Annotated in this window: 18 protein-coding genes; 11 read left to right on the top strand and 7 right to left on the bottom strand. The window is 43.8% G+C overall.

Annotation, left to right across the window (positions count from 1 at the left end; all coding sequences use genetic code 11):
- Positions 1 to 4 precede the first annotated feature (4 nt).
- The 5 genes from OCV11_RS14030 to OCV11_RS14010 all read left to right on the top strand — a co-directional run bounded on the left by OCV11_RS14030 (position 5) and on the right by OCV11_RS14010 (position 7454).
- A complete protein-coding gene (locus tag OCV11_RS14030) occupies positions 5 to 2305 on the top strand; it encodes a patatin-like phospholipase family protein (RefSeq protein WP_373332795.1) in 2301 nt (766 codons plus the stop codon).
- A gap of 240 nt (positions 2306 to 2545) precedes the next feature.
- Entirely contained in the window at positions 2546 to 5143 is a 2598-nt protein-coding gene (acnB, locus tag OCV11_RS14025) for a bifunctional aconitate hydratase 2/2-methylisocitrate dehydratase (protein WP_261893586.1), read from the top strand.
- Between the two features lie 131 nt (positions 5144 to 5274).
- Complete coding sequence (locus tag OCV11_RS14020; RefSeq protein ID WP_261893585.1) at positions 5275 to 5640, top strand: YacL family protein; 366 nt, start codon at positions 5275 to 5277, stop codon at positions 5638 to 5640.
- Positions 5641 to 5856: 216 nt separating this feature from the next.
- The gene (gene glnK / locus OCV11_RS14015) at positions 5857 to 6195 is read left to right on the top strand and encodes a P-II family nitrogen regulator (RefSeq protein ID WP_161153867.1); all 339 of its coding nucleotides are present in this window, start codon (positions 5857 to 5859) and stop codon (positions 6193 to 6195) included.
- 29 nt (positions 6196 to 6224) lie between these two features.
- A complete protein-coding gene (locus OCV11_RS14010; RefSeq protein ID WP_261893583.1) occupies positions 6225 to 7454 on the top strand; it encodes an ammonium transporter in 1230 nt (409 codons plus the stop codon).
- An 87-nt stretch (positions 7455 to 7541) separates the two neighbouring features.
- Here the strand turns inward: OCV11_RS14010 and rsmC are convergent, their stop codons facing one another.
- The 3 genes from rsmC to hemL form a co-directional block, all read right to left on the bottom strand.
- A complete protein-coding gene (rsmC, locus tag OCV11_RS14005; RefSeq protein ID WP_261893581.1) occupies positions 7542 to 8570 on the bottom strand; it encodes a 16S rRNA (guanine(1207)-N(2))-methyltransferase RsmC in 1029 nt (342 codons plus the stop codon).
- 99 nt (positions 8571 to 8669) lie between these two features.
- Positions 8670 to 9758, bottom strand: a complete 1089-nt coding sequence (locus tag OCV11_RS14000) for an AI-2E family transporter (protein ID WP_261893580.1) — start codon at positions 9756 to 9758, stop codon at positions 8670 to 8672.
- A 272-nt stretch (positions 9759 to 10030) separates the two neighbouring features.
- Positions 10031 to 11323, bottom strand: a complete 1293-nt coding sequence (gene hemL, locus OCV11_RS13995) for a glutamate-1-semialdehyde 2,1-aminomutase (protein WP_261893579.1) — start codon at positions 11321 to 11323, stop codon at positions 10031 to 10033.
- A gap of 373 nt (positions 11324 to 11696) precedes the next feature.
- Here hemL and erpA point away from each other — a divergent pair, with 373 nt between their 5' ends.
- Positions 11697 to 12038 carry an iron-sulfur cluster insertion protein ErpA gene (gene erpA / locus OCV11_RS13990; protein ID WP_261893578.1) on the top strand — a complete coding sequence of 114 codons (342 nt, stop codon included), beginning with the start codon at positions 11697 to 11699 and terminating at the stop codon, positions 12036 to 12038.
- Between the two features lie 66 nt (positions 12039 to 12104).
- Here the strand turns inward: erpA and OCV11_RS13985 are convergent, their stop codons facing one another.
- A complete protein-coding gene (locus OCV11_RS13985; RefSeq protein ID WP_261893577.1) occupies positions 12105 to 13397 on the bottom strand; it encodes a peptidoglycan DD-metalloendopeptidase family protein in 1293 nt (430 codons plus the stop codon).
- Between the two features lie 128 nt (positions 13398 to 13525).
- Here OCV11_RS13985 and tyrS point away from each other — a divergent pair, with 128 nt between their 5' ends.
- Both tyrS and OCV11_RS13975 read left to right on the top strand, forming a co-directional pair.
- A complete protein-coding gene (tyrS, locus tag OCV11_RS13980) occupies positions 13526 to 14713 on the top strand; it encodes a tyrosine--tRNA ligase (protein ID WP_261893576.1) in 1188 nt (395 codons plus the stop codon).
- Positions 14714 to 15140: 427 nt separating this feature from the next.
- A complete protein-coding gene (locus OCV11_RS13975) occupies positions 15141 to 15986 on the top strand; it encodes a magnesium transporter (RefSeq protein ID WP_261893574.1) in 846 nt (281 codons plus the stop codon).
- On the opposite strand, the gene dacB is transcribed toward OCV11_RS13975, so the two are convergent.
- Together dacB and OCV11_RS13965 are read right to left on the bottom strand one after the other, a co-directional pair.
- Positions 15952 to 17379 carry a serine-type D-Ala-D-Ala carboxypeptidase gene (dacB, locus tag OCV11_RS13970; RefSeq protein WP_261893572.1) on the bottom strand — a complete coding sequence of 476 codons (1428 nt, stop codon included), beginning with the start codon at positions 17377 to 17379 and terminating at the stop codon, positions 15952 to 15954. The genes OCV11_RS13975 and dacB overlap by 35 nt on opposite strands.
- A 100-nt stretch (positions 17380 to 17479) precedes the next feature.
- Positions 17480 to 18505 carry a porin gene (locus OCV11_RS13965; protein WP_261893571.1) on the bottom strand — a complete coding sequence of 342 codons (1026 nt, stop codon included), beginning with the start codon at positions 18503 to 18505 and terminating at the stop codon, positions 17480 to 17482.
- 549 nt (positions 18506 to 19054) lie between these two features.
- Between OCV11_RS13965 and greA the strand changes: the two genes are divergently transcribed.
- Complete coding sequence (greA, locus tag OCV11_RS13960) at positions 19055 to 19528, top strand: transcription elongation factor GreA (protein WP_261893569.1); 474 nt, start codon at positions 19055 to 19057, stop codon at positions 19526 to 19528.
- A gap of 58 nt (positions 19529 to 19586) precedes the next feature.
- Here greA and yhbY read toward each other — a convergent pair whose 3' ends face one another.
- A complete protein-coding gene (gene yhbY / locus OCV11_RS13955; RefSeq protein ID WP_068716078.1) occupies positions 19587 to 19883 on the bottom strand; it encodes a ribosome assembly RNA-binding protein YhbY in 297 nt (98 codons plus the stop codon).
- Between the two features lie 119 nt (positions 19884 to 20002).
- Between yhbY and rlmE the strand changes: the two genes are divergently transcribed.
- Both rlmE and ftsH read left to right on the top strand, forming a co-directional pair.
- Positions 20003 to 20632 (top strand): 23S rRNA (uridine(2552)-2'-O)-methyltransferase RlmE, encoded by a 630-nt coding sequence (gene rlmE / locus OCV11_RS13950; protein ID WP_261893565.1) that lies wholly within the window; start codon positions 20003 to 20005, stop codon positions 20630 to 20632.
- Between the two features lie 107 nt (positions 20633 to 20739).
- On the top strand, positions 20740 to 22713 hold the full coding sequence (gene ftsH / locus OCV11_RS13945) for an ATP-dependent zinc metalloprotease FtsH (protein WP_261893563.1): 1974 nt from the start codon (positions 20740 to 20742) through the stop codon (positions 22711 to 22713).
- Positions 22714 to 22785 lie beyond the last annotated feature (72 nt).

Genomic DNA, 22785 nt, shown 5'->3' with positions numbered 1-22785 from the left:
CTAAGTGAAGCAGTGGTACCGTTTTTTATCTGTTGTTGTTGCCTGTCTACCGGTGTGTTTTGCGTGGGCGGAGAATAGTACTTCGACAACAACGACGGCTTCATCGCGTCCTAAAATTGCACTGGTTCTCGCCGGAGGCGGAGCAAAAGGTGCTGCGCATATCGGCGTACTAAGAGCGTTGGAAGAGTTACATGTACCGGTCGATATTGTGACAGGGACTAGCATGGGCGCGTACGTAGCTGGCCTCTATGCTATCGGTATGGATGCAGAGGACATTGAGAAGCTGGTGCTTAGCATCGACTGGAATGAAGGTTATCGTGATCGCGTTGACCGCAGTGAACGGCGTATTCGCGATAAAGAGTATGAAGACCGCTATCAACTGCGTACGGATTTAGGTATTGGCTGGGGAGAAATCCGATCTCCTAAAGGGGTCGTTCAGGGGCAGAATATGCTAAAAATTCTGCGTCAGAGTACTGGTAACCTTCTGCCTTTTAAATCATTTAATCAAATGGTTATCCCTTATCGCGCCGTGGCAACTGATATCATCAAACTTGAACCTGTGGTGCTTGATCATGGATATCTGGTGGATGCGATGATGGCCAGTATGTCGGTTCCTGGTGCGTTGCCTCCTTATGAATTGGGCGGTCATTGGCTCGTTGATGGTGGTGTGACCAACAATATGCCAGTGGATGTGGCTCGTGACATGGGGGCGGATAAAATCATTGCCGTCGATATCAGTACCGATTACAAAGGGCAAGATTCATTTACTAACTTCTTCTCTATCGCCGATCAGCTCTCTAACTTTCTAGTACGGCGTAATACTCAGCATCAAGCGGAACAACTGACCAATGCGGACGTTTTGCTCCATCCAGATGTTGGACTGATGGAGACCACCGAATTTAACAAGATGCCGCAAGCCTTTCTGAAAGGTTATCAAGCGGTCATGGAAAACAGGGACCAATTTAAACCGTTTGAACTCTCGGAAAAGGATTATAAAGCCTATCAAACCGAGAAAGAGTTGAAACGGGAGCATCTACAACATGGCGACCAACTTAAGGTTGATAAGGTTGTGGTGAAAAACCGGACTCACTACAGTGATGAGTTGTTAGAAAATCGCCTCAATTTGCAAGCTGGGCAGGTCATTCCTGAAGAAAAAGTAGAACAGAGTGTTGAGAGCTTGTATGCGCTCGATCGCTTTGAATTGGTGAGCTATCAATATGCAGACAAAGATGATCAGAATGATTTGATCGTTAATGTAAAAGAAAAATCATGGGGACCTAATTACGCCAACTTCCGGTTTTTCTTAGAAGATGACTTTAATAGTGATAGCCAATACTCGATTGGTATGTCGACCAATTTTACGGACATCAATACCTCGGGAGCTGAGGCCTCACTCAACTTTAATATGGGGTCCGATAAACTGATTGAAGCGGAATTTTATACACCGCTCTTTTCTGGGCAAAAGACCTTTTTTACCTCGTCGTTACGTTACAGCAATAACCGTCGTAGCGTGCCATTAACGGGGTTTGATGATACCTCACTTCAAGCGACAAAAAATTACTATCCGATTGAATATACCGAGTGGCGCGGTGAGATGGCATTAGGTTATCAGCGCAACTTATGGCGAGAGTTTCGTCTAGGAACTCGAGTGATCTATGGTGATGCCGAGTATTCGACGTTACCTTCTTACGGACATGCTAATTTCAAGCGTTTAGGGGCGTTCATTAACTATCGTCTAGATACCTTAGATAGCTATGCGCTGCCTCGTGATGGGGTTTATTTTAATTTTGAATACCTATTCTCACATGATGAGATTTACGATGGGGATCAGCGCCTAATTTCAGATAGTATCGACACAGTCAGTGAATTGTCGACTAAACTGATCGTGGCTCATAGCTTTGATCGTCATACGTTGGTCGGCAATATCGATTATGGGGAAGTGAAAAGTAAAAACACTTCAACCCCGATAGATCCGAAAACCATTGGTGGTTTTCTTAACCTTTCTGGTATTCCACGTAATAGTCTAATTGGACAAAACAAAGCGTTTGCCAGTTTAGTGTATCGTTATCGTTGGTTTGACAATGACTTCGGCCTTTTCACATCTCCGGTGTATATCGGTGCTTCAGTGGAGTATGGCGGAGTTTGGTCAGACCCTGATTTGGATGTGAGTTCTGCCCCTATGTATTCAGCCGGTTCGGTGTTTACGGGTGTAGATTCCCCCATTGGACCGATAATGTTTGGGTATGGCCGGACTGAGCACAATTTCGATTCTGTCTATTTGATCATTGGTTCCACTTTCGAGTAGCGATCGAGCTCTAAAAACTGCATTAATTATGCAACTTTAGGTGTAACTTGATATGTTGATCAATATCGTTAGATTTTAATTTATCGTTAAATTTGCTAATCTGACGGCCATAATCTGGCCACTATGGTGAGATTCTGTTCATTTCGAATCGCTACTCTTTCCATAGATGGTCACGTTTCCAAGGATGTCTGCTCTTATTTTAATCATTATTTGCGCAGACCGTAATGAGAGGAAAATGTCGTGCTTGAAGCCTACCGTAAACACGTCGCAGAGCGTGCTGCCGAAGGAGTTGTATCCAAACCCTTAGACGCAGAACAAGTCGCTGGACTTGTTGAATTGCTAAAGAACCCACCTAAAGGTGAAGAAGCTTTTATTCTTGATCTGCTCGAAAACCGCATTCCTCCGGGTGTGGATGAAGCAGCTTATGTAAAAGCTGGCTTCCTTGCTGCGGTGACACGCGGTGAAGTGAAATCGCCTTTAGTCTCTCCAGAAAAAGCAGCTGAATTGCTTGGTACTATGCAAGGGGGTTACAACATTGAACCTCTCGTTGACTTGCTTGATAACCCAGCTCTGGCTCCAATTGCTGCAAAAGCCTTATCCCATACTCTACTGATGTTTGATTCGTTCTACGATGTAGAAGAAAAAGCGAAAAATGGTAATGCGTTCGCTAAACAAGTGATTGAGTCATGGGCGAATGCTGAATGGTTCTTGCAACGTCCTGAGCTGCCAAAAAAAGTCACTCTTACTGTATTCAAAGTCACTGGTGAAACTAACACCGATGATTTGTCTCCTGCACCTGATGCTTGGTCACGTCCGGATATTCCTTTGCATGCGTTAGCCATGTTGAAAAACGAACGTGACGGAATTACGCCAGATGTACCTGGAAAAGTCGGTCCAATCAAACAGATTGAAGCGTTGAAAGCAAAAGGTCATCAACTGGTTTATGTCGGTGACGTGGTTGGTACAGGCTCATCACGTAAATCTGCCACTAACTCAGTATTGTGGTTTATGGGCGAAGACATTCCTTTCGTACCAAACAAACGTGCTGGGGGCTATTGCCTTGGCGGTAAAATCGCGCCAATTTTCTTCAATACAATGGAAGATGCTGGTGCGCTACCTATCGAGCTGGATGTGGCAAAACTTGCCATGGGTGACGTGATTGATATCTATCCTCATGAAGGTAAAGTGTGCGCTCACGGCAGTGACACAGTGCTATCTACCTTCAAACTCAAAACCGATGTATTGGTCGATGAAGTACGTGCTGGCGGCCGTATCCCATTGATCATTGGTCGTGGTTTGACTGATAAAGCGCGTGAATCGCTAGGTCTTGAGGCGTCTAAAGTGTTTGTTCGCCCAGCACCTGTTGCTGATAATGGCAAAGGCTTTACCTTGGCACAAAAAATGGTCGGTAAAGCCTGTGGCGTGAAAGGTATTCGTCCTGGCACATACTGCGAACCTAAAATGACCACAGTCGGCTCTCAAGATACCACCGGTCCAATGACCCGTGATGAACTGAAAGACTTGGCCTGTTTGGGCTTCTCTGCAGATCTCGTCATGCAGTCATTCTGTCATACATCGGCTTATCCAAAACCTGTAGACGTACAAACACACCATACTTTGCCTGATTTCATTATGAATCGTGGCGGCGTTTCGCTGCGCCCTGGTGACGGTATTATTCACTCGTGGTTAAACCGTATGTTGCTTCCTGATACTGTCGGTACTGGTGGTGACTCTCATACTCGTTTCCCTCTCGGAATTTCCTTCCCTGCGGGTTCTGGCTTAGTGGCGTTTGCTGCTGCAACCGGAGTGATGCCGCTTGATATGCCAGAATCGGTATTGGTTCGTTTCTCTGGCAAAATGCAACCGGGTATCACACTGCGTGATTTGGTTCATGCGATTCCGCTTTACGGGATCAAACAAGGCCTGTTGACGGTTGAAAAAGCAGGTAAGATCAACGAGTTTTCTGGTCGAATTCTCGAGATCGAAGGTCTTGAACATTTAACGGTTGAACAAGCATTTGAACTATCTGATGCCTCTGCAGAGCGTTCTGCTGCAGGTTGTACGGTTAAATTATCTGAAAACTCGATTGCGGAATATCTCAGCTCTAACATCACAATGTTGAAGTGGATGATTTCTGAAGGTTATGGTGATCGTCGTACCATCGAACGTCGTGTTAAAGCGATGCAAGAGTGGTTGGCAAATCCAGCCTTAATGCAAGCGGACGACAATGCAGATTATGCTCATGTGATTGAAATTAATATGAATGAGATCAAAGAGCCAATTCTGTGTGCACCAAACGATCCAGACGATGCTCGTACTTTGTCAGATGTGGCTGGTACTGCTATCGATGAAGTGTTCATCGGTTCATGTATGACGAACATCGGTCATTTCCGTGCGGCGGGTAAACTGCTTGATAAATACAATGGTCAATTGACTACGCGTTTATGGGTTGCTCCACCGACCAAGATGGATAAAGACCAACTGATAGAAGAGGGTTATTACGGCATCTTTGGTAAAGCAGGCGTTCGTATTGAAACTCCAGGATGTTCACTGTGTATGGGTAACCAAGCTCGTGTAGCCGATAAATCTACGGTTATGTCGACTTCAACACGTAACTTCCCTAACCGTTTAGGTAATGGGGCAAATGTGTTCTTAGCGTCTGCTGAATTGTCTGCGGTTGGTGCAATCTTAGGTCGTATTCCATCAGCTCAAGAATACATGGAATATGCAAAACAGATTGATGCTACTGCTGCTGATACTTATCGCTATTTGAACTTCCATCTGATGGGTCAATATACGCAAAAAGCAGATACCGTGATTTTCCAAGAGCCAGCATAAGCTTCACTGTTAATTTCGTTAATGAGAGGGACCGTAAATGGTCCCTTTTTCTTTTGACAATGATGACAAAAGCTGTTTCCCATCTCTGCGGTAGGTATAATTGCGCCAGATTTGATTAAGTGAAAGCTGTTATGGATTTTGAATTTACGAAAAATACGCTACTTGGTGAGTACTATGTGAAGTGTTCGATGGAACATCAGATCGTAGGACGTTGGCTACAAGAAGAGATTGGCCGAGATTGCACAAAGATAGATCAGATCTTAGCGTTGATCGAAAAGGCGCACCAATTTTCAGCACAAGAGCTGCAATGGCAGGGGAAAGAGATCTCTGTCCTGTTGACGGGGCAAGAGGTGACGGTTGAAGAAAATGCCCGATTGTCGGGGATTGAGGAAGAGTTTGAAGACGATTTTTCTCTCTATGAAAGTGAAAGTTACGCTCAATGCGGTTTAGAAGATTTTGAATCTTTACTCTTGCAATGGCGTGATTTTACCCGGTAATTCACCTTTACGTTTGCACCATTTTGTAACTTGTCAGCAAAGTGGCAATACACGCTGCGTTATTTTTGGGAAAGAGCTGCACTGTAATGGTGCGGCTCTTTTGTTTTTTTGGCGAGAAAGTTTTTTATTTCTATATATATCAGATAGTTAAAAAGTTGGCACGTACCTTGGATTGAAAAGGTTGTTAGTGGAAGACAGCTTTTTGGAGAGGACGCGATGAAACTGATTAATGCAATCATCAAACCATTTAAATTGGACGATGTACGCGAAGCGCTAGCTGATGTGGGCATCGAAGGTATGACGGTATCTGAAGTGAAAGGCTTTGGTCGTCAAAAAGGTCATACAGAGCTTTACCGTGGTGCGGAGTACCAAGTGGACTTCTTACCTAAGGTAAAAATTGAAATTGCCACACAGGCAGAAAACGTCGATCGCGTTGTAGAAGCGATCATCAAAGCTGCTCACACCGGCAAGATCGGTGACGGCAAAATATTTGTTTATGATTTGAGCCACGCTGTTCGTATTCGCACTGGCGAGACGGACACCGAAGCCCTTTAATCAACTTTTTCTAGGACGGAGAAGCTTATATGGAACTGTCAGTTACCGTAACTGAGTTACGTTATGCACTGGATACTTTCTTTTTCTTAATTTCCGGCGCACTGGTTATGTGGATGGCAGCAGGTTTTGCGATGCTTGAAGCAGGTTTAGTGCGTTCAAAAAACACCACGGAGATTCTGACGAAAAACTTTGTGTTGTACGCTATCGCGTGCACCATGTACCTTATTGTGGGTTACAACATCATGTATGTTGATAACACTAGTGGTGGTTGGTTACCTTCTTTCGGATCACTTATCGGTGGTCAAGCTGAAGGCGCTGAACACTCACTCGAATCTGACTTTTTCTTCCAAGTTGTGTTCGTAGCCACATCAATGTCAGTTGTTTCTGGTGCTGTTGCTGAACGTATGAAACTGTGGGCTTTCCTCATTTTCTCTGTCGTTTTGACTGGTTTCATCTACCCAATGGAAGGTTTCTGGACATGGGGTGGTGGCTTCTTGTCAGCTGCTGGTTTCAGCGATTTCGCTGGTTCTGGTATCGTGCACATGGCTGGTGCTGCAGCTGCTTTAGCGGGTGTGCTACTGCTAGGTGCTCGTAAAGGCAAATACGGTAAAAATGGTGAAGTTTACCCAATCCCTGGGTCAAACATGCCACTTGCTACATTAGGTACATTTATTCTGTGGTTCGGTTGGTTTGGATTTAACGGTGGTTCTCAACTTGCTCTATCAAACTTTGAGAACGCGACTGCTGTAGGCAAAATCTTCCTAAACACTAACGCAGCCGCTGCTGCTGGTTCAATTGCAGCAATGCTTGTGTGTAAAACCACTTGGGGTAAAGCTGACCTAACCATGATTCTTAACGGTGCTCTAGCTGGTTTGGTTGCGATTACTGCTGACCCACTGTCACCATCACCAATGATGTCGGTAGCGGTTGGTGCGGTTGCTGGTGTGATTGTTGTATTCTCTATCATCATGCTAGATAAACTGAAAATCGATGATCCAGTAGGTGCTATCTCTGTTCACGGCGTGTGTGGTCTATTTGGTCTACTGGCTGTTCCTGTAAGTAATGCAGATGCTTCATTTGGTTCACAAATTCTAGGTGCTGTTGTGATTTTCGCTTGGGTATTTATTGCTAGCCTAATCGTTTGGTCAATTCTTAAAGCAACTATGGGTATCCGTGTCTCTGAAGAAGAAGAGATGGAAGGTATGGACATGCACGATTGTGGTGTTGATGCTTACCCTGAGTTTGTTACTGTGAAGTAATGTTTCTCTGAACTTATTGTTCTTTGAATTGATAAGTAAAAACCTGCCAGTTGGCAGGTTTTTTTATTTCTCAAGCAAAGTGAAAAATTAGAGATTTTTTACTGCATGATAAATAGTAAATTTGGACGTTTTTGCCGGGACATCACAGTGCCCAAAACTACGCTCGATAATCGGTGGATATTTTAAGAAACTGTTGGCAACCACAAAGAGTTCGCCTTCTCTGCTTAGCGCTTGTGGTGCTTGCGCAAGCAGCGTTTCTGTCGCGTTATAACTGGTATCCAAACCGGAATGAAACGGTGGATTAGTAACCAGGAAACGATACTGCTCGGTAATATCAGAAAACACATCTGAAGCAAACACATGGCCAGTCAAACCATTGGCTTTTAGGGTTTCTTGTGAGGAACGAATCGCTAAGGCACTAATATCACACATGGACAATTCGATCGCAGGATTAAGGCTTGCCATTACAGAACCAATCACTCCGGCACCACAGCCAAAATCCAAAACCTTACCTTTTAATTTAGGTAACGTCTCTAAAAGTAAGCGACTACCAATATCAAACTCACCATGGCTAAATACGCCCGGAAGACTGCAGATGGTTAATTCCCGCTCTTGGTAAGTGACTTGATAGGACTTAAACCACGCTTCCAAATTGAAAGGTTGTGGTTGGTTGATGCATTGTCCCCAATAGAATGAGCAACGGCGGGCAGAGTCGTATTTATTGATCGGACCGAAAGTGGCAAACATCTTTTCGATGCTTTTTACGCCGGAGCGGTTTTCGCCAATAACAACGATCTCTGTACCTTGACCCAATTTAGCCAATAGCATGTTCAGTAGATATTCTGCTTCTTGCTTCGCTTTTGGCCAGTAAAGCAAGATCATATCCGCAGATGTCTCTGCGGTTAGCTCGGCATCGAAGTAACAACGAATATGATCTTTATTTTGCCATTGGCGATAATAACCATAGTGAGTGGTAAAGATCTCTACCGATTCACAGTGTTTGGCCAATTCGAGCGGGAAAAGATCTTCTGCTTCGCCTGCGATGAGTACGCGTTTCCCTGCAAAGTATTCCAGTTGACGCTCGGCAATTTGGCTTGGGGCTGTGAATGTTGACATGGTTATTCCGAATCAGTTGTGAGGCGCGAGATTCTCGCACAAAGCGAAGCAAGCTTGAAGTGTTTGGCAAGAGAAAAGGGAGCTTGATGCTCCCTTCGACTAGTTTTTATCTTGCCAATTAAGAAAGTTTTTGAACTCTTCCTCATACATTTTGAATAGCACTACGGTAATGGCAAAGATCAATGGGCCGTATATCAGTCCAATGAGGCCAAATAGTTGAATGCCGCCCAGTAGGGCGAAGAAGATCATTAGCGTATTCATCCCCGCGCTGCCTTGCATTAAGAAAGGACGTAGAAGGTTATCTATGGAGCCGACGATTGCCACACTCCAGATGCCTAAGAAAATGGCCCAATTAATATCGCCTATCGCTAGCAAATAAAGCGTTGCGGGCAACCAAATAAGAGCGGTTCCAACAACCGGAATGAATGAGGTAAAGCCCATCATGGTGCCCCAGAAAAGCCCTGGGAAACCGGCAATTCCCATACCAATCCCGCCAGCAATACCTTGAGCGATGGCAGTCAGAAATGATCCCATCACGGCAGATTTAGACACTTGTTCAATCTCTTCTAAGAGTTTGTCCTCTTGGCTACGAGAGAGGGGAATGATATGTCTTAAGGTGTTGATGACTTTTTCATGATCGCGTAGTAGGAAGAACAGCACGAACAGCATGAGGAAAAAGTCCATAATAAAGTTGGTTGCATCGCCCAAGACTTTAGCGCTGATGCCCACTAGCTTGGTACCAAATGTAGTCGAGAATTTTGCGATTTTATCGCCGACTTCTTGTGGTGTTAGCGTATCAAAAGGAAGATAACGGTTTGAAAAATCGAGCGCTTTGACGACTAATGGATGATTGAAAAAGGTATCGATGCCGCCATTGGTGACCCAATGATAAAGGTTCTGAGAAAACTTTGACCCTTGTTGAACGATAGCACCAAACACAGTCGTTAATGGGATAACGACAATCACCGTTAGAATTAAGCAGGAAAGCAGTGCTGATATATTGGGATGGTTAGGCATTTTTTTACAAATCCAACCATGCACAGGAAACATCAGTAACGAGATAATAAACGCCATCACAATAGAATTGACGTAAGGCTCAATCAGTAAATAGCAGGCGATCGCGGAGGCGAGGAGAGCGATGATTAAAACCCAATGACTTGAGCCAATTTTTTGTTTATCTGCAGCCATGTTATTCCGTGTTTGATGAAAATGACCAGCGACATGCCGGCAACGCAACTTGGGTATATAATGAGGTTAATTTCGCCACTAAGCAATAAAAGGGAAAAACTATGGGATGTTGTGACAACAAAAAATGCTGTGATGATAAGAAGACACATAAGCGCCCTATACCTTGGCTAGGTGTTGCGGTTGTAGTGCTCGTGATGCTGGTGGTTGTGAACTGGCATTAAAATAAAAAAAGCTGCCCAAGGCAGCTTTTTCTAAAGTGTTAGCAAGTGCGATTATTCGCCGCTTAGCATACGCGCAAAACTGCGGTCTGCTGCTTCTAACGTTGCTTCAATATCACTTGAGCGGTGCGCTAGCGAGATAAATCCTGCTTCAAAAGCTGAAGGCGCTAAGTAAACACCGTGTTCCAACATCAGGTGGAAGAATTGTTTAAAGCGTTCAGTATCACACTTAGCCACGTCTTCATAACAGGTAACGGTTTTTTGGTCGGTAAAGAAGAAACCAAACATACCGCCGACTTGGTGTACCAATAGCGGAATACCGTGTTTATCAGCGAGTGATTTTAGACCTTCAGCGAGTGTTCTTGCTTTGCGATCTAGGCGTTTTTCATTGCCTTCTTCTTTTAGAAGAGTCAGACAAGCGTAACCAGCAGCCATTGCTACTGGGTTACCAGAAAGGGTACCTGCTTGATAAACTGGACCTGTTGGAGCGATGTATTGCATCACGTCTTTACGACCACCGAAAGCACCTACAGGCATGCCGCCACCGATGACTTTACCTAGTGTGGTTAAATCAGGTTTGATGTTGTAATAAGCTTGAGCGCCACCGAGTGCAACACGGAAACCAGTCATTACTTCGTCAAAAATCAGTAGAGCACCTTCTTGGTCACAGATTTCACGTAGACCTTGGTGGAAGCCTTCTACTGGTGGAATGCAGTTCATGTTGCCAGCAACTGGTTCAACGATAATACAAGCGATCTCACCCTTATTAGCTGCAAACAGAGCACGTACTGAATCTAAATCGTTATAACGAGCGGTCAGAGTGTGTTTAGCAAAATCTGCTGGAACACCTGGAGAGCTAGGTTGACCTAGAGTAAGTGCACCTGATCCTGCTTTTACCAATAGACCATCAGAGTGACCATGGTAGCAACCTTCAAATTTGATGATTTTGTCACGGCCTGTGTAACCGCGAGCTAAGCGAATCGCGCTCATGGTTGCTTCTGTTCCGGAGTTCACCATGCGAACTTGTTCCATCGATGGAACTAATTCTGTCACTAACTCAGCCATTTCAACTTCAAGTGCTGTTGGTGCACCAAAGCTAAGGCCTTTCTGGGCTGCATCAATAACCGCTTCACGAATTGCTGCATGGTTGTGACCAAGGATCATTGGACCCCAAGAACCAACGTAGTCGATATAAGCTTTACCATCTGCATCAAAGATAAAAGCACCATCTGCACGGTCGATAAAAAGTGGTGAACCACCTACACCGTTAAATGCACGCACAGGAGAGTTTACGCCCCCAGGGATTTTGCTCTGGGCTTTCTGGTAAAGATCGGCTGATTTGGTCATGGATATATCCTCTTCTGATTGTCTGGACCAATTTGCGGTGCATTGTACGCTTCTCTGCTTCGATGCGAAATGTTTTCCCCGAAAATCTAACATCATCGCATCAATTGCTCGAAAATAGGGTTAAATTGTGTGTTAAGTTGCGTATGTGAAGATCGGGTTTTTTAAGCATGTTATTGCGGTAAGTCAACGAGTCTATTGCGTTGATGCCGCTACACTGGGACGATTTTTAGAGTATATCTAAGTTAGTTTGGGCTAATACTTGAACGCGTAACTCAGGTATTGGATAATAATCGCCAAAGAATCATAATTCATCGCTGATTTGTTTTGATGACCAGGCAGATGCCAAGCGATGACACGAATGGGAGAGGTCGTCGTGAGCGAAATTAATGTACCATTATCCTTCTCTGAAGCTGCAGCTAAACGTGTAAAAATGCTGATTGCGGAAGAAGAAAATCCTGCCCTAAAACTGCGAGTGTACATCACTGGTGGTGGTTGTAGCGGTTTCCAATACGGTTTTACCTTTGATGAAAATGTTAACGAAGGCGATATGACTATTGTTAACGAAGGCGTTACTCTGGTTGTAGACCCAATGAGTTTGCAATACTTGATTGGTGGTGTGGTTGATTACACTGAAGGACTTGAAGGTTCGCGCTTTTTTGTTAACAACCCTAATGCAAAAACCACGTGTGGTTGTGGTGCTTCATTTAGCGTGTAATTATCAATTTGAACGCATGAAAAAAGCAGAACTTAGGTTCTGCTTTTTTATTGGCTCTCCGTTGGCTTACTGTTTTGCAAATAGCAATTCACTGTAGCGATCCAATTTTTCTAGACGAATTTTTGCGTTGGCAATAAATGTATCGCGAGCTTTTCCAGTTAATGATTGCGACATTGGTAGATCAACGGTACGCGGGTTTTTATGGACACCATTGACCAAAAACTCGTAGTGTAAATGGGGACCAGTAACGCGACCTGTTCCGCCAAGTTTACCAATCACTTGGCCCTGTTTTACTCTCTCACCGGTTTTGACAAATCGTCTTTGTAGGTGAAGATATTTGGTCACATAAGTATTGCTATGGCGGATGAAGACGTAGTTACCGTTAAATTGGTTATAACCAGCTTGTTGAACTGTACCATCCCCAGCCGCCCAAATCGGTGTGCCAACCGGCGCAACATAATCCGTACCTCGGTGTGGACGAATTAATCCCGTCACAGGATGCAATCGCTGTGGGTTGAAGTTAGAGGAAACCCGACGAAAATCCAAAGGGGAACGTAGGAACGCTTTTTTCATTGCGCGGCCATTTTCGTCGTAATAGTTACCAGAAGAATCATCCAAAATAGCTGAAAAGGTTTTACCTTGGTTGGTAAAGGTCGCCGCAATAATGTCGCCCCGATCGGTGACTTCGCCCTCGACTACTTTTTCTTGGTACAAAATTTTAAAGTTATCGCCGGAACGAATATCCAACGCAAAGTCGATATCCCAACCGAAAATGCCAGCTAATTGCATAATCTGATTGGCTGTTAAACCAGCCCCTGTTGCTGCATTCCAGAAGTTTGAGGTAATAGTGGCTTCGGCATAGTTGTATTGGAAATAAACCTCTTTCGTTTCAAACTTAGAGGTAAAACCATTATCTGAACGAGTCACAACAAATGATTCGTACGAGCTTATCTTACGTCGTAACTGCACTAGATCCTGTTCATCATTAAAGCCAAATAGCAGTTCGTCTCCGGGCTTTAATCGTGTCAATTGCCGCTCTATCTCATCATTACTTGAGGTGAGTACATAGAGGTCGCGAGCGGTTAGTCCCACTTTCTTAAACAATAGCGCACTGCTTTCTCCTGACTGCACGGTGACTCGTTTCCATTGCAAAACCGTTGATGAGGGTAATGACTCTTCTTTAACTAATAAGTCATAGTTCAATTGCAAGGGATAATGTTGGCCTAGCTTGAGGCGATTTGGAGCTTGCATCAGATCTTTTGGATGCGGAAGAAAAAACAGCGCGACAACTATCAAGCCGCTAAAGAGGCCAATAAGCGCTTTGTGTAACCATGGTAATCGGGCAAAAATTGTCAGCATACTCGTGATGTTCAAGAATAATTGAATAAATTCACTACTAGTTAGTCTAACTGGTTTCAAAAATAGTCGCTATTCAAGTAATATGTCGAAATATTAATTTTTGCCAAATCTGTGGGAGTAAACAAAGAATGGCGAGTATTGAAGCCGCTTTAGCGGAAATCAAGCGTGGTGTTGAGGAGCTTATTCCGGAAGACGAGCTCATTGCAAAACTTAAAGAGAATCGTCCGCTACGCATTAAATTGGGCGCGGATCCAACAGCACCAGATATCCATCTTGGTCATACTGTGATTCTAAACAAGCTACGCGCTTTTCAAGAGCTTGGCCATGAAGTGACTTTCCTTATCGGCGATTTCACAGGTATGGTTGGTGACCCTACGGGTAAAAATGCTACTCGTCCTCCTTTGACTCGTGAAGATGTACTGCGTAACGCTGAGACCTACAAAGAACAAGTTTTCAAAATTCTTGATCCAGCTAAAACTCAGATTCGCTTCAACTCTGAATGGCTTTCTGAACTTGGTGCTGAAGGGATGATTCGCCTAGCAGCAAACCAAACGGTTGCTCGCATGCTAGAGCGTGATGACTTTAAAAAACGTTACGCAAATGGCCAACCTATCGCGATTCATGAATTCATGTACCCACTGCTACAAGGTTACGATTCGGTAGCGCTAGAAAGTGATGTTGAGCTAGGTGGTACAGACCAGAAATTCAACTTGTTGATGGGTCGTGAGCTACAGAAATCTAACGGTCAAAAACCTCAAGTTGTCTTGATGATGCCACTGTTGGTTGGTCTAGACGGCGTGAAGAAAATGTCTAAATCAGCACACAATTACATTGGTGTGAGTGATTCTCCAAGCGATATGTTTGGTAAGATCATGTCGATCTCTGATGATCTGATGTGGAGTTACTACGAGTTGTTGTCATTCCGTCCTTTGGAAGAAGTGGCTCAATTTAAAGAAGAGGTTAAGAGCGGTAAAAACCCGCGTGACGTTAAGATCCTGCTAGCTAAAGAGATCATTGCTCGCTTCCATTCAGAAGCAGATGCTGATGCAGCGGAACAAGAGTTTATTAACCGTTTCCAAAAAGGTGCTTTGCCTGATGAAATGCCTGAATTTACTTTTGAAGCGGGGATCGCAATCGCTAACCTGCTTAAAGATGCTGAACTTGTAAGTTCAACCTCAGACGCTTTGCGTATGATTCGCCAAGGTGCGGTTAAGCTAGACGGTGAAAAGCTGGAAGATACTAAATACGAACCTACCGCTGGCGAGTATGTGTTCCAAGTTGGCAAACGTAAATTTGCTCGTGTGACTGTTAAGTAACGATTGTTCATATAGTAAATACTAAGAAAAGCGCCGTTGGGCGCTTTTCTTTTTTGGTTTTTGTAGATACAAAATTATCGCGAGAATTGAAATTTTTTGTTCTAACACTGGCTATCTTTTCAAAGATATTTTGTTACAATTCAGCCGCTATCAGTGGGATAGCACATTTGGAGACTACCATGAACAATACCGACCATCCCCCTAGTATGAAGGGAGAAAAATAATCTGCTAACGGTATTGGCTCATTCACTTTACCTATGCAGGTAAAGGTTCTTATCCCCATATTTTCCTTTCTATTTTTCTCCTTTCTTCTAGATAAATAACAGCTTATTGAGCTTGTGCCCGATGGCTTACTTGTCGTGTAGGCGCATGAGAGTTCGTAGTTGCTATTGATGGTCGTTACCCAATGCCAATCGGGAGATTAGCCATGACGGTAATGAACAATCAATGCATGAACTATGTTGAACCTTTCTCTTTAGATGAGATTGGTGCAGCAAGAAATGCATTTTTAAAATATGAATCAGTTAAACAAGTACAACTGCTGGCAGTCATGCCTATCGAAGAAGCGGTAGCCATATTGCACAATTGTACGATAGGCCATGTTCAAACTTTGTTGCGTGAGTTAGATAGAGAAGGGCATGACAAATTGGCGCGTCACTACGCTCATCAACTCGGTTTGATTCACTCTGAAGCAGAGACTGCAAAGGATTACCTTAATACATCTGTTTATGAGCATGTAAAACAGAGAATTGGTTGGATCATCTCCTTAGCGCTGCTTGGCATAGTGTCAGGAATGATCATCTCACTCTATGAGGGGACGTTGAGTCAGCTTGTGTTATTGGCGATTTACATGCCTGTTATCGCTGCTGCTGGTGGTAATACGGGAAGCCAAGCTGCAACTCTGGTGATTAGAGCGTTGGCTACGGGGGAGATACAGAACAGGCAATGGTTTTCTGTGTTATGGAAGGAGTGCCGTGTTGCACTCTGTCTAGCGTTAGCCATTGCTGTTGTGGTGATGATCCGCATCTTGTGTTTTAGCGATCCTAATACTGCTGGTGGATTCACTTTGCTGCATGTGGGCTATGCAATTGCCGTAGCGCTCTTTATTCAAGTAGTGTTATCGACCAGTCTAGGTGGCGTGCTGCCAATTATTGCGCGGACATTCTCACTAGACCCCGCTGTATTGGTCAGTCCAGTACTGGCATCTATCGTCGATATCTCCGGTATGTGGATCTACTTTAATGTTGTGAATCATGTGCTTGGTTTAGTGTGATAAGTTGTCGGTAGAACTGCTGTTCTAAATCCGTTAAAGGGGAGCTGTTGAGCTCCTCTTCATTTTCTGGCGGAAAATAATCGGTGATGTATTGAGTAAAAAGCATGGTTGGTTGGCCATTTGAATCAAGCAGATAGCCAATCATATTGTGTGTCCCATAAAGGGAACCACTTTTGCCAGTAAGCAAACCTTTAATATCATTAGACAACATGCTTCTACGATATTGCAGCGTTCCTGATTCACCTGAACGAGGTAACAATTCGATAAGGTGAAGCTCGCTATCATGTCGCCAAACATAACGTAATACTTGTTGCATCGTGTTGACATGAATACGGTTGTTGCGGGATAAACCGGAACCATCATAAAGTTGTGCACTTTCTAAAGAAATTCCAGCTTTGTTGGCGAGAATGGCTTTGATTGCATTTGTGCCGTTAGAATAACTGCCAGGTTGTTGAAAGTAATGATGCCCCATGGTTTTAGTGAGCGTATCCGCAATCAAATTGTCTGATTTTTTCAACATAGTATCTAACAGTTCGGGTAACGCCTCGGATTGATGCTTGGCTAGTATTTGGGCTTGGTTAACATTATAGGTTGGTGGACCAATATGGATATCACCATCAAGTTGAATGCCTAACTGGTGAAGCGCTTTATACACCATCCGCTTTGCATATAATCCTGTATTTTGTACTGCAAATTTTAAGGGTAGAGGAGTGCTTCTTTGCTCCATACATCCTGACAAAACGTAATGATTATTCTCAGCTGCCGTAAGTTCCAATTCACAATGTTGCTGTTTCACCTCTTCCTTACTTAGCACTTTGGCTTGGTTCATCACATGAATAGGATATTGTTCCGGAACGTAAAGCCTAGTTTGACCATTGTTTAGATCAGTTAAGGAAGCTGGCGCACAGTTATGGTCAAGGTTTATCGCGCTACTTGGAGCGCTGTAGCATACGCCAAGTGAATCCCAAGGCCAGCCAACGGCCTTTTCAAAACCAGAAAATACTTGATTGTCGAGCCAAATATGGCCGCGGATACGTTTGGTTCCTTGTGCGGGTAATGTGCGCAGAAGCTGTTTTAGGTCGTCGGTGGTTAACGTTGGGTCGCCAGAGAATTGAATAATATAGTCGTTACCTTGACGTCGCAGTGAGGTCGAAAAACGAAACTCATCCCCAAGCTCTAACTTGGCTGCTAATGCAGTGACTAATTTAAAGGTACTGGCGGGAGGGAAGTATTGCCCAGTAGCTTGTTCGTAATGCTGATTTTCGTCAGAAAGGGATTGAGCAGAAAAAGCATAGCGTGTATCAGGAGTCAGCGTTGGAAGCGCTGGAACCAAAGGTGCAGCCCCACAGATTGTTGTCCAAAGCAAAGCTGACCATAAAAACAGATAACGCATAAATACTCTTTTTCTTCAACGACTAAAGGTTTGAGTATAGCGGGATAAAAAAACGCCTGCTATAGAGCAGGCGTCGATATGCGTTTAACTTTCTGTCAAATTAGAAAGTGTATAGTAGGCCAGCCATTGCTTGGTCTTGTGCATCAACGTTATTAGTTACGTCGCTACCTTCAAGAAGGTTCCAACGATAACCAACGTATGCGTCGAATGATGGAGTGAAGTAGTAGTTAGCTTCTACAGAAATTGCATCAGCGGTGTCGCCTTGGTCATTCCAATCGCCTTTGTTGTAAGTCGCGATCAGTTTGGTTTTGTCGATAGTGTAAGCTGCTGCGAATTCGTAACCGTCGTAGTTGTCTACTGCGTTATCATCATAGTCGATATGAGTGTACAACGCTGCTAAGTACAAATCTTCATAAGTAAATGAAGTAGTCAACACAGTTTGACCATTGTCGTTTTGGTCTGCATAACCAGCACCAACAACAACACCAGTGTCTCCGAAACCGTAAGTTAGGGCTAGAGCGTAACCGTCTTGGTCGTTATTGTCTTTGCTATCGCCGTCAGTTGAAGTTGAACCGTCAGCAAAACGGTAACCAGCACTTACACCTAGAGTGTCGAATTGAGCGTTGTAAGCTAGGTAGTTATCAGTACGGTTTGCTAGAGCGATGTAGTGATCAGATTGACCAGTACCAGTAGCACTACCGTTAACTGATGCTTCTTTACCCCAAGTAGACATGATATCGGTGAAGTTAGTTAGTTTAACTAGTGCACCGTCTTGTTTACCGTAAGTGATTTCACCAGCTTGTGTACCGATACCAGCATAAATGTAACGGTTAGTTAGGCTGTCGCCATCGCTGTCGCCGTCTGGTTCGCCATCGCTAGTAGTGCTTGACCATTCAGTTTCGAATTTAGCTAGACCGTATAGGTTATCAGTTACCTGTTGTTTACCAACGAAGTTAAAACGAGCACGAGTCAAATCGTTTGCTTCGCCATCTTGAAGTTGAAGACGAGCTTCAACACGGCCGCCTAGAGCAACAGAAGTGCCGTCTGCGTTGTAAACTTCAGCTGCGTTTGCGCCAGTTGCCACTGCTGCTGCTGCCACAGCAAGAGCGATGATGGTTTTTTTCATCTTGTTCAGTCCTAATTATTGTCCACAAAAACGTTGATTGAGACGTTAGATTCGTCCAACAAATACCCATGTCGATGTTAAAGGCGAGCACTTGTAATTCCTTAAGCCTTTGCCTAACGCCTCAACTTGAGCAATTCGTGAATCAATTTTCGTATGGGAGTTCCGGCTTCGTTAGTAAAATGATATAAAATCAAAAAATGAACACTGTTTTATTATAAAATAAAAAATATCAAGCAATTGTTTTTTATTGATTTATTTTGTTTTTAACACGTAATGTCAGTGCTAGTGAAATATTATTTTTTTATATTTTTTCACTCGAATTTCAGAAATTATCAGAATTTTTCTTGTGCACCAGATCACATGGGGTCTAAGCACTTGTTCTACTGTGCGTTAAGAACTGTTTTTAATAACGAAAGATGGATTTTGGATGATTTCGTTTTAAACTTTGTTTACACTGAACCCTAATACGTTTCATCAACACTACCTAACCCTCAGTTGGGTCGGGTAGTTTTGTTTTGTCCAAAGATAGCTTTGGCATAGAGGTAAGATATGGAAAAAGTTCCAATGACTGTACGCGGTGAGAAGATCCTGCGTGAAGAACTTGAGAGACTTCTAAAACTTCGCCCGCAGATTACCGCAGCGATTGCTGAAGCGCGTGAGCTAGGCGATTTAAAGGAAAACGCTGAATACCATGCTGCTCGAGAAGAACAAGGTATCTGTGAAGCGCAAATTCGAGATATCGAATATAAATTGTCGGTAGCTCAAGTGATTGATGTCACTAAAATGGAAAATACTGGTAAGGTTATTTTTGGTTCTACAGTCACTGTTGTTGATGTAGATACTGAAGAAGAGAAAACTTATCAGATTGTTGGCGATAATGAAGCAGACATTAAGTCTGGTCGTATTTCTATCAGCTCTCCAATTGCACGTGGCTTGGTGGGTAAAATGGAAGGCGACGAAGTGATTATCTCCACTCCTGGCGGCGATAAAGCCTTTGAAATCGATCAAGTACAGTATATTTAATACTGAAAAATGAAAAAGGTCGCACTAAGCGACCTTTTTTATTTTCGTTTCGATAATACTAGTTACGCGGTAGCTCAATTTTGCGCTGTTCTGATTGACGATACAAAACAAGCACTTTACCGATGACTTGGACTTTTTCTGCGCCAGTCTCGCGTACAATAGCATCAACGATAAGCTGTTTGGTGTCGCGATCTTCTGATACCACTTTTACTTTAATCAGTTCGTGGAAATCAAGCGCGATCTCAATTTCGGCTAAAACAGCTTCGGTTAAACCGTTAGCGCCCATCAGCACGACTGGTTTCAGATTGTGCGCTAGTGCTTTTAAATGCTGCTTTTGTTTGTTGCTTAGGTTCATTACGCGACCAAATTTATTTACTATTAGGGTTGAAAACCGACATTTTAACGCCATCTATCAACGAAGACTATATTTTCTACCATACTTTCTTTGATAGATGCTTTTTAGCTAGGAATTGAATGAGTAAACAGAAGCACTCAGCGAGCTCAGGTCGCTGGTTGAAAGAACATTTTGACGATAAGTACGTAAACGAAGCAAAGAAGAAAGGTTACCGTTCGCGTGCTATCTTCAAAATAGAAGAAATTCAGCAGAAAGATAGATTAATCAAACCGGGCATGACAGTCGTTGACTTAGGTGCTGCTCCTGGTGGTTGGTCTCAGTATGCTGCAGGTGTTGTTGGCGAAGATGGTCAAGTCATTGCATGTGACATTTTACCAATGGATTCCATTGCGGGCGTTGCCTTTTTACAGGGCGATTTTCGTGAAGAGTCGGTTTTAAATGCTCTTTTGGAACGAATTCAGCCAGACATGGTCGATGTAGTTATGTCGGACATGGCTCCTAATATGGCAGGTAACTTATCAGTTGATCAGCCAAGAGCAATGTACCTTGTTGAATTAGCGTTGGATATGTGTCGACAAGTTCTTGCTCCCGATGGTAGTTTTGTGGTTAAGGTCTTTCAGGGCGAAGGCTTTGATCAGTATGTCAAGGATGTCCGCGACATGTTTAAAGTGGTAAAAATCCGCAAGCCCGACTCTTCGAGGGCTCGTTCTCGAGAAGTGTACATCGTTGCCACAGGTTACAAAGGGTAACCATTAATTGGCATTGATGAAAATTAACACTATAGCTACGGTCTGAAAACTGTAGTACCCTACCTTTAATTACAACTAGTTATCGAGAGGCTGACACCTTGAGTGACATGGCAAAAAATTTAATTCTTTGGTTAGTAATTGCGGTCGTTTTAATGTCGGTTTTCCAGAGCTTCGGCCCTGGAGACAACAACGGAAGAACGATCGATTACACCACATTTGTACAGGAAGTTGGCCAAGGCCAAATACAAGAAGCTCAGTTCAATAACAGTGAGATTACTTTTACTCGTCGTGGAGGCAGTACTCGTTACGTTACCTATATGCCGGTTTACGACCAGAAACTTCTGGATGATTTGATCAATCAGAATGTAAAAGTTCAAGGTACACCACCTGAAGAGCAAAGCTTGCTTGGCACTATCTTCATCTCATGGTTCCCGATGATTCTGTTGATTGGTGTTTGGATTTTCTTCATGCGTCAAATGCAAGGCGGCGGTGGCAAAGGGGCTATGTCCTTTGGCAAAAGCAAAGCCCGTATGATGAGTGAGGAACAGATCAAAACCACATTTGCTGATGTTGCGGGTTGTGACGAAGCAAAAGAAGACGTCAAGGAGCTGGTTGATTACCTTCGTGATCCTAGTCGTTTCCAAAAGCTCGGTGGTAAAATTCCAACGGGTGTTCTGATGGTAGGTCCTCCAGGTACTGGTAAAACATTGCTCGCTAAAGCGATTGCTGGTGAAGCGAAAGTACCTTTCTTTACTATCTCAGGTTCAGATTTCGTAGAAATGTTCGTTGGTGTGGGTGCATCTCGTGTACGTGACATGTTCGAACAAGCTAAAAAAGCTTCTCCATGTATCATCTTCATCGATGAAATCGATGCTGTAGGTCGTCAACGTGGCGCGGGTGTAGGTGGTGGTCACGATGAACGTGAACAAACGCTAAACCAAATGCTGGTTGAGATGGATGGTTTTGAAGGTAACGAAGGTATTATCGTTATCGCGGCAACCAACCGTCCTGACGTATTGGATCCAGCACTGCTTCGTCCTGGTCGTTTTGACCGTCAAGTTGTGGTTGGTCTTCCAGATGTTCGTGGTCGTGAGCAGATTCTGAAAGTTCACATGCGTAAAGTGCCGCTAGCCGGTGATGTTGAACCATCACTCATTGCTCGTGGTACACCAGGTTTCTCTGGTGCTGACTTAGCTAACTTGGTCAACGAAGCTGCGCTGTTTGCTGCTCGTGGCAACAAACGCAACGTATCTATGGTTGAGTTCGAGCTAGCAAAAGATAAAATCATGATGGGTGCAGAACGTCGCTCGATGGTGATGTCGGAAGAAATCAAAGCTTCTACTGCATATCACGAAGCTGGTCACGCGATTGTGGGACGTTTAGTGCCAGAGCATGATCCTGTGTACAAAGTGTCGATTATTCCACGTGGTCGTGCGTTAGGTGTGACTATGTACTTGCCAGAGCAAGATCGTGTCAGCATGTCTAAACAAAACCTAGAGTCTATGATTTCGAGTCTTTATGGTGGTCGTTTGGCAGAAGAGTTGATTTACGGTGTTGATAAGGTGTCGACTGGTGCGTCAAACGATATCGAACGTGCTACTGATATTGCGCGTAAGATGGTGACTCAGTGGGGCTTTTCTGACAAGCTTGGTCCAATGCTGTACGCAGAAGATGAAGGGGAAGTTTTCCTTGGTCGTAGCGTAACGCAAACCAAACATATGTCTGATGACACAGCAAAACTGATTGATGATGAAGTACGTAAAATCATCGACCGCAACTACGAACGTGCACGTCGTATCCTAGTGGAAAATATGGATATTATGCATGCAATGAAAGATGCGTTGATGAAGTATGAAACCATTGATGCTGGTCAAATTGATGATTTGATGGCTCGTAAAGAAGATATTCGTGAACCTGCTGGCTGGGCAGACCATGTTGCTAATGCTTCTGCTAAGAAAGAATCAGAAGCTGCTTCTGAAACGCCTAAAGCTGAAGTGTCTCAACCGGAGAAAGCTCCAGAGGAAACTAAGCCTCAAGAGCAGGTGGCGGATACGGATAAAAAAGATTCAAACGCGGAATAAGCTGTTTGAATATTAATAATAAAACCCCGATTAGTTCGGGGTTTTTCTATATCTTAGGGAATGCTTTTTAAT

It is taken from the genome of Vibrio porteresiae DSM 19223 (assembly GCF_024347055.1).
GTDB classification, from domain to species: Bacteria; Pseudomonadota; Gammaproteobacteria; order Enterobacterales; family Vibrionaceae; genus Vibrio; species Vibrio porteresiae.
This window is presented reverse-complemented; position numbering and strand designations above follow the sequence as displayed.

What these genes read in the sequence shown, in the direction of transcription:
- OCV11_RS14020 (WP_261893585.1), top strand. Translation starts at nt 5,275, where the DNA reads ATGGATTTTGAATTTACGAAAAATACGCTACTTGGTGAGTACTATGTG.
- OCV11_RS13965 (WP_261893571.1), bottom strand. Translation starts at nt 18,505, where the DNA reads ATGAAAAAAACCATCATCGCTCTTGCTGTGGCAGCAGCAGCAGTGGCA.
- OCV11_RS14000 (WP_261893580.1), bottom strand. Translation starts at nt 9,758, where the DNA reads ATGGCTGCAGATAAACAAAAAATTGGCTCAAGTCATTGGGTTTTAATC.
- greA (WP_261893569.1), top strand. Translation starts at nt 19,055, where the DNA reads ATGGAAAAAGTTCCAATGACTGTACGCGGTGAGAAGATCCTGCGTGAA.
- OCV11_RS14010 (WP_261893583.1), top strand. Translation starts at nt 6,225, where the DNA reads ATGGAACTGTCAGTTACCGTAACTGAGTTACGTTATGCACTGGATACT.
- yhbY (WP_068716078.1), bottom strand. Translation starts at nt 19,883, where the DNA reads ATGAACCTAAGCAACAAACAAAAGCAGCATTTAAAAGCACTAGCGCAC.
- glnK (WP_161153867.1), top strand. Translation starts at nt 5,857, where the DNA reads ATGAAACTGATTAATGCAATCATCAAACCATTTAAATTGGACGATGTA.
- hemL (WP_261893579.1), bottom strand. Translation starts at nt 11,323, where the DNA reads ATGACCAAATCAGCCGATCTTTACCAGAAAGCCCAGAGCAAAATCCCT.
- OCV11_RS13985 (WP_261893577.1), bottom strand. Translation starts at nt 13,397, where the DNA reads ATGCTGACAATTTTTGCCCGATTACCATGGTTACACAAAGCGCTTATT.
- tyrS (WP_261893576.1), top strand. Translation starts at nt 13,526, where the DNA reads ATGGCGAGTATTGAAGCCGCTTTAGCGGAAATCAAGCGTGGTGTTGAG.
- OCV11_RS13975 (WP_261893574.1), top strand. Translation starts at nt 15,141, where the DNA reads ATGACGGTAATGAACAATCAATGCATGAACTATGTTGAACCTTTCTCT.
- dacB (WP_261893572.1), bottom strand. Translation starts at nt 17,379, where the DNA reads ATGCGTTATCTGTTTTTATGGTCAGCTTTGCTTTGGACAACAATCTGT.
- rsmC (WP_261893581.1), bottom strand. Translation starts at nt 8,570, where the DNA reads ATGTCAACATTCACAGCCCCAAGCCAAATTGCCGAGCGTCAACTGGAA.
- rlmE (WP_261893565.1), top strand. Translation starts at nt 20,003, where the DNA reads ATGAGTAAACAGAAGCACTCAGCGAGCTCAGGTCGCTGGTTGAAAGAA.
- ftsH (WP_261893563.1), top strand. Translation starts at nt 20,740, where the DNA reads ATGGCAAAAAATTTAATTCTTTGGTTAGTAATTGCGGTCGTTTTAATG.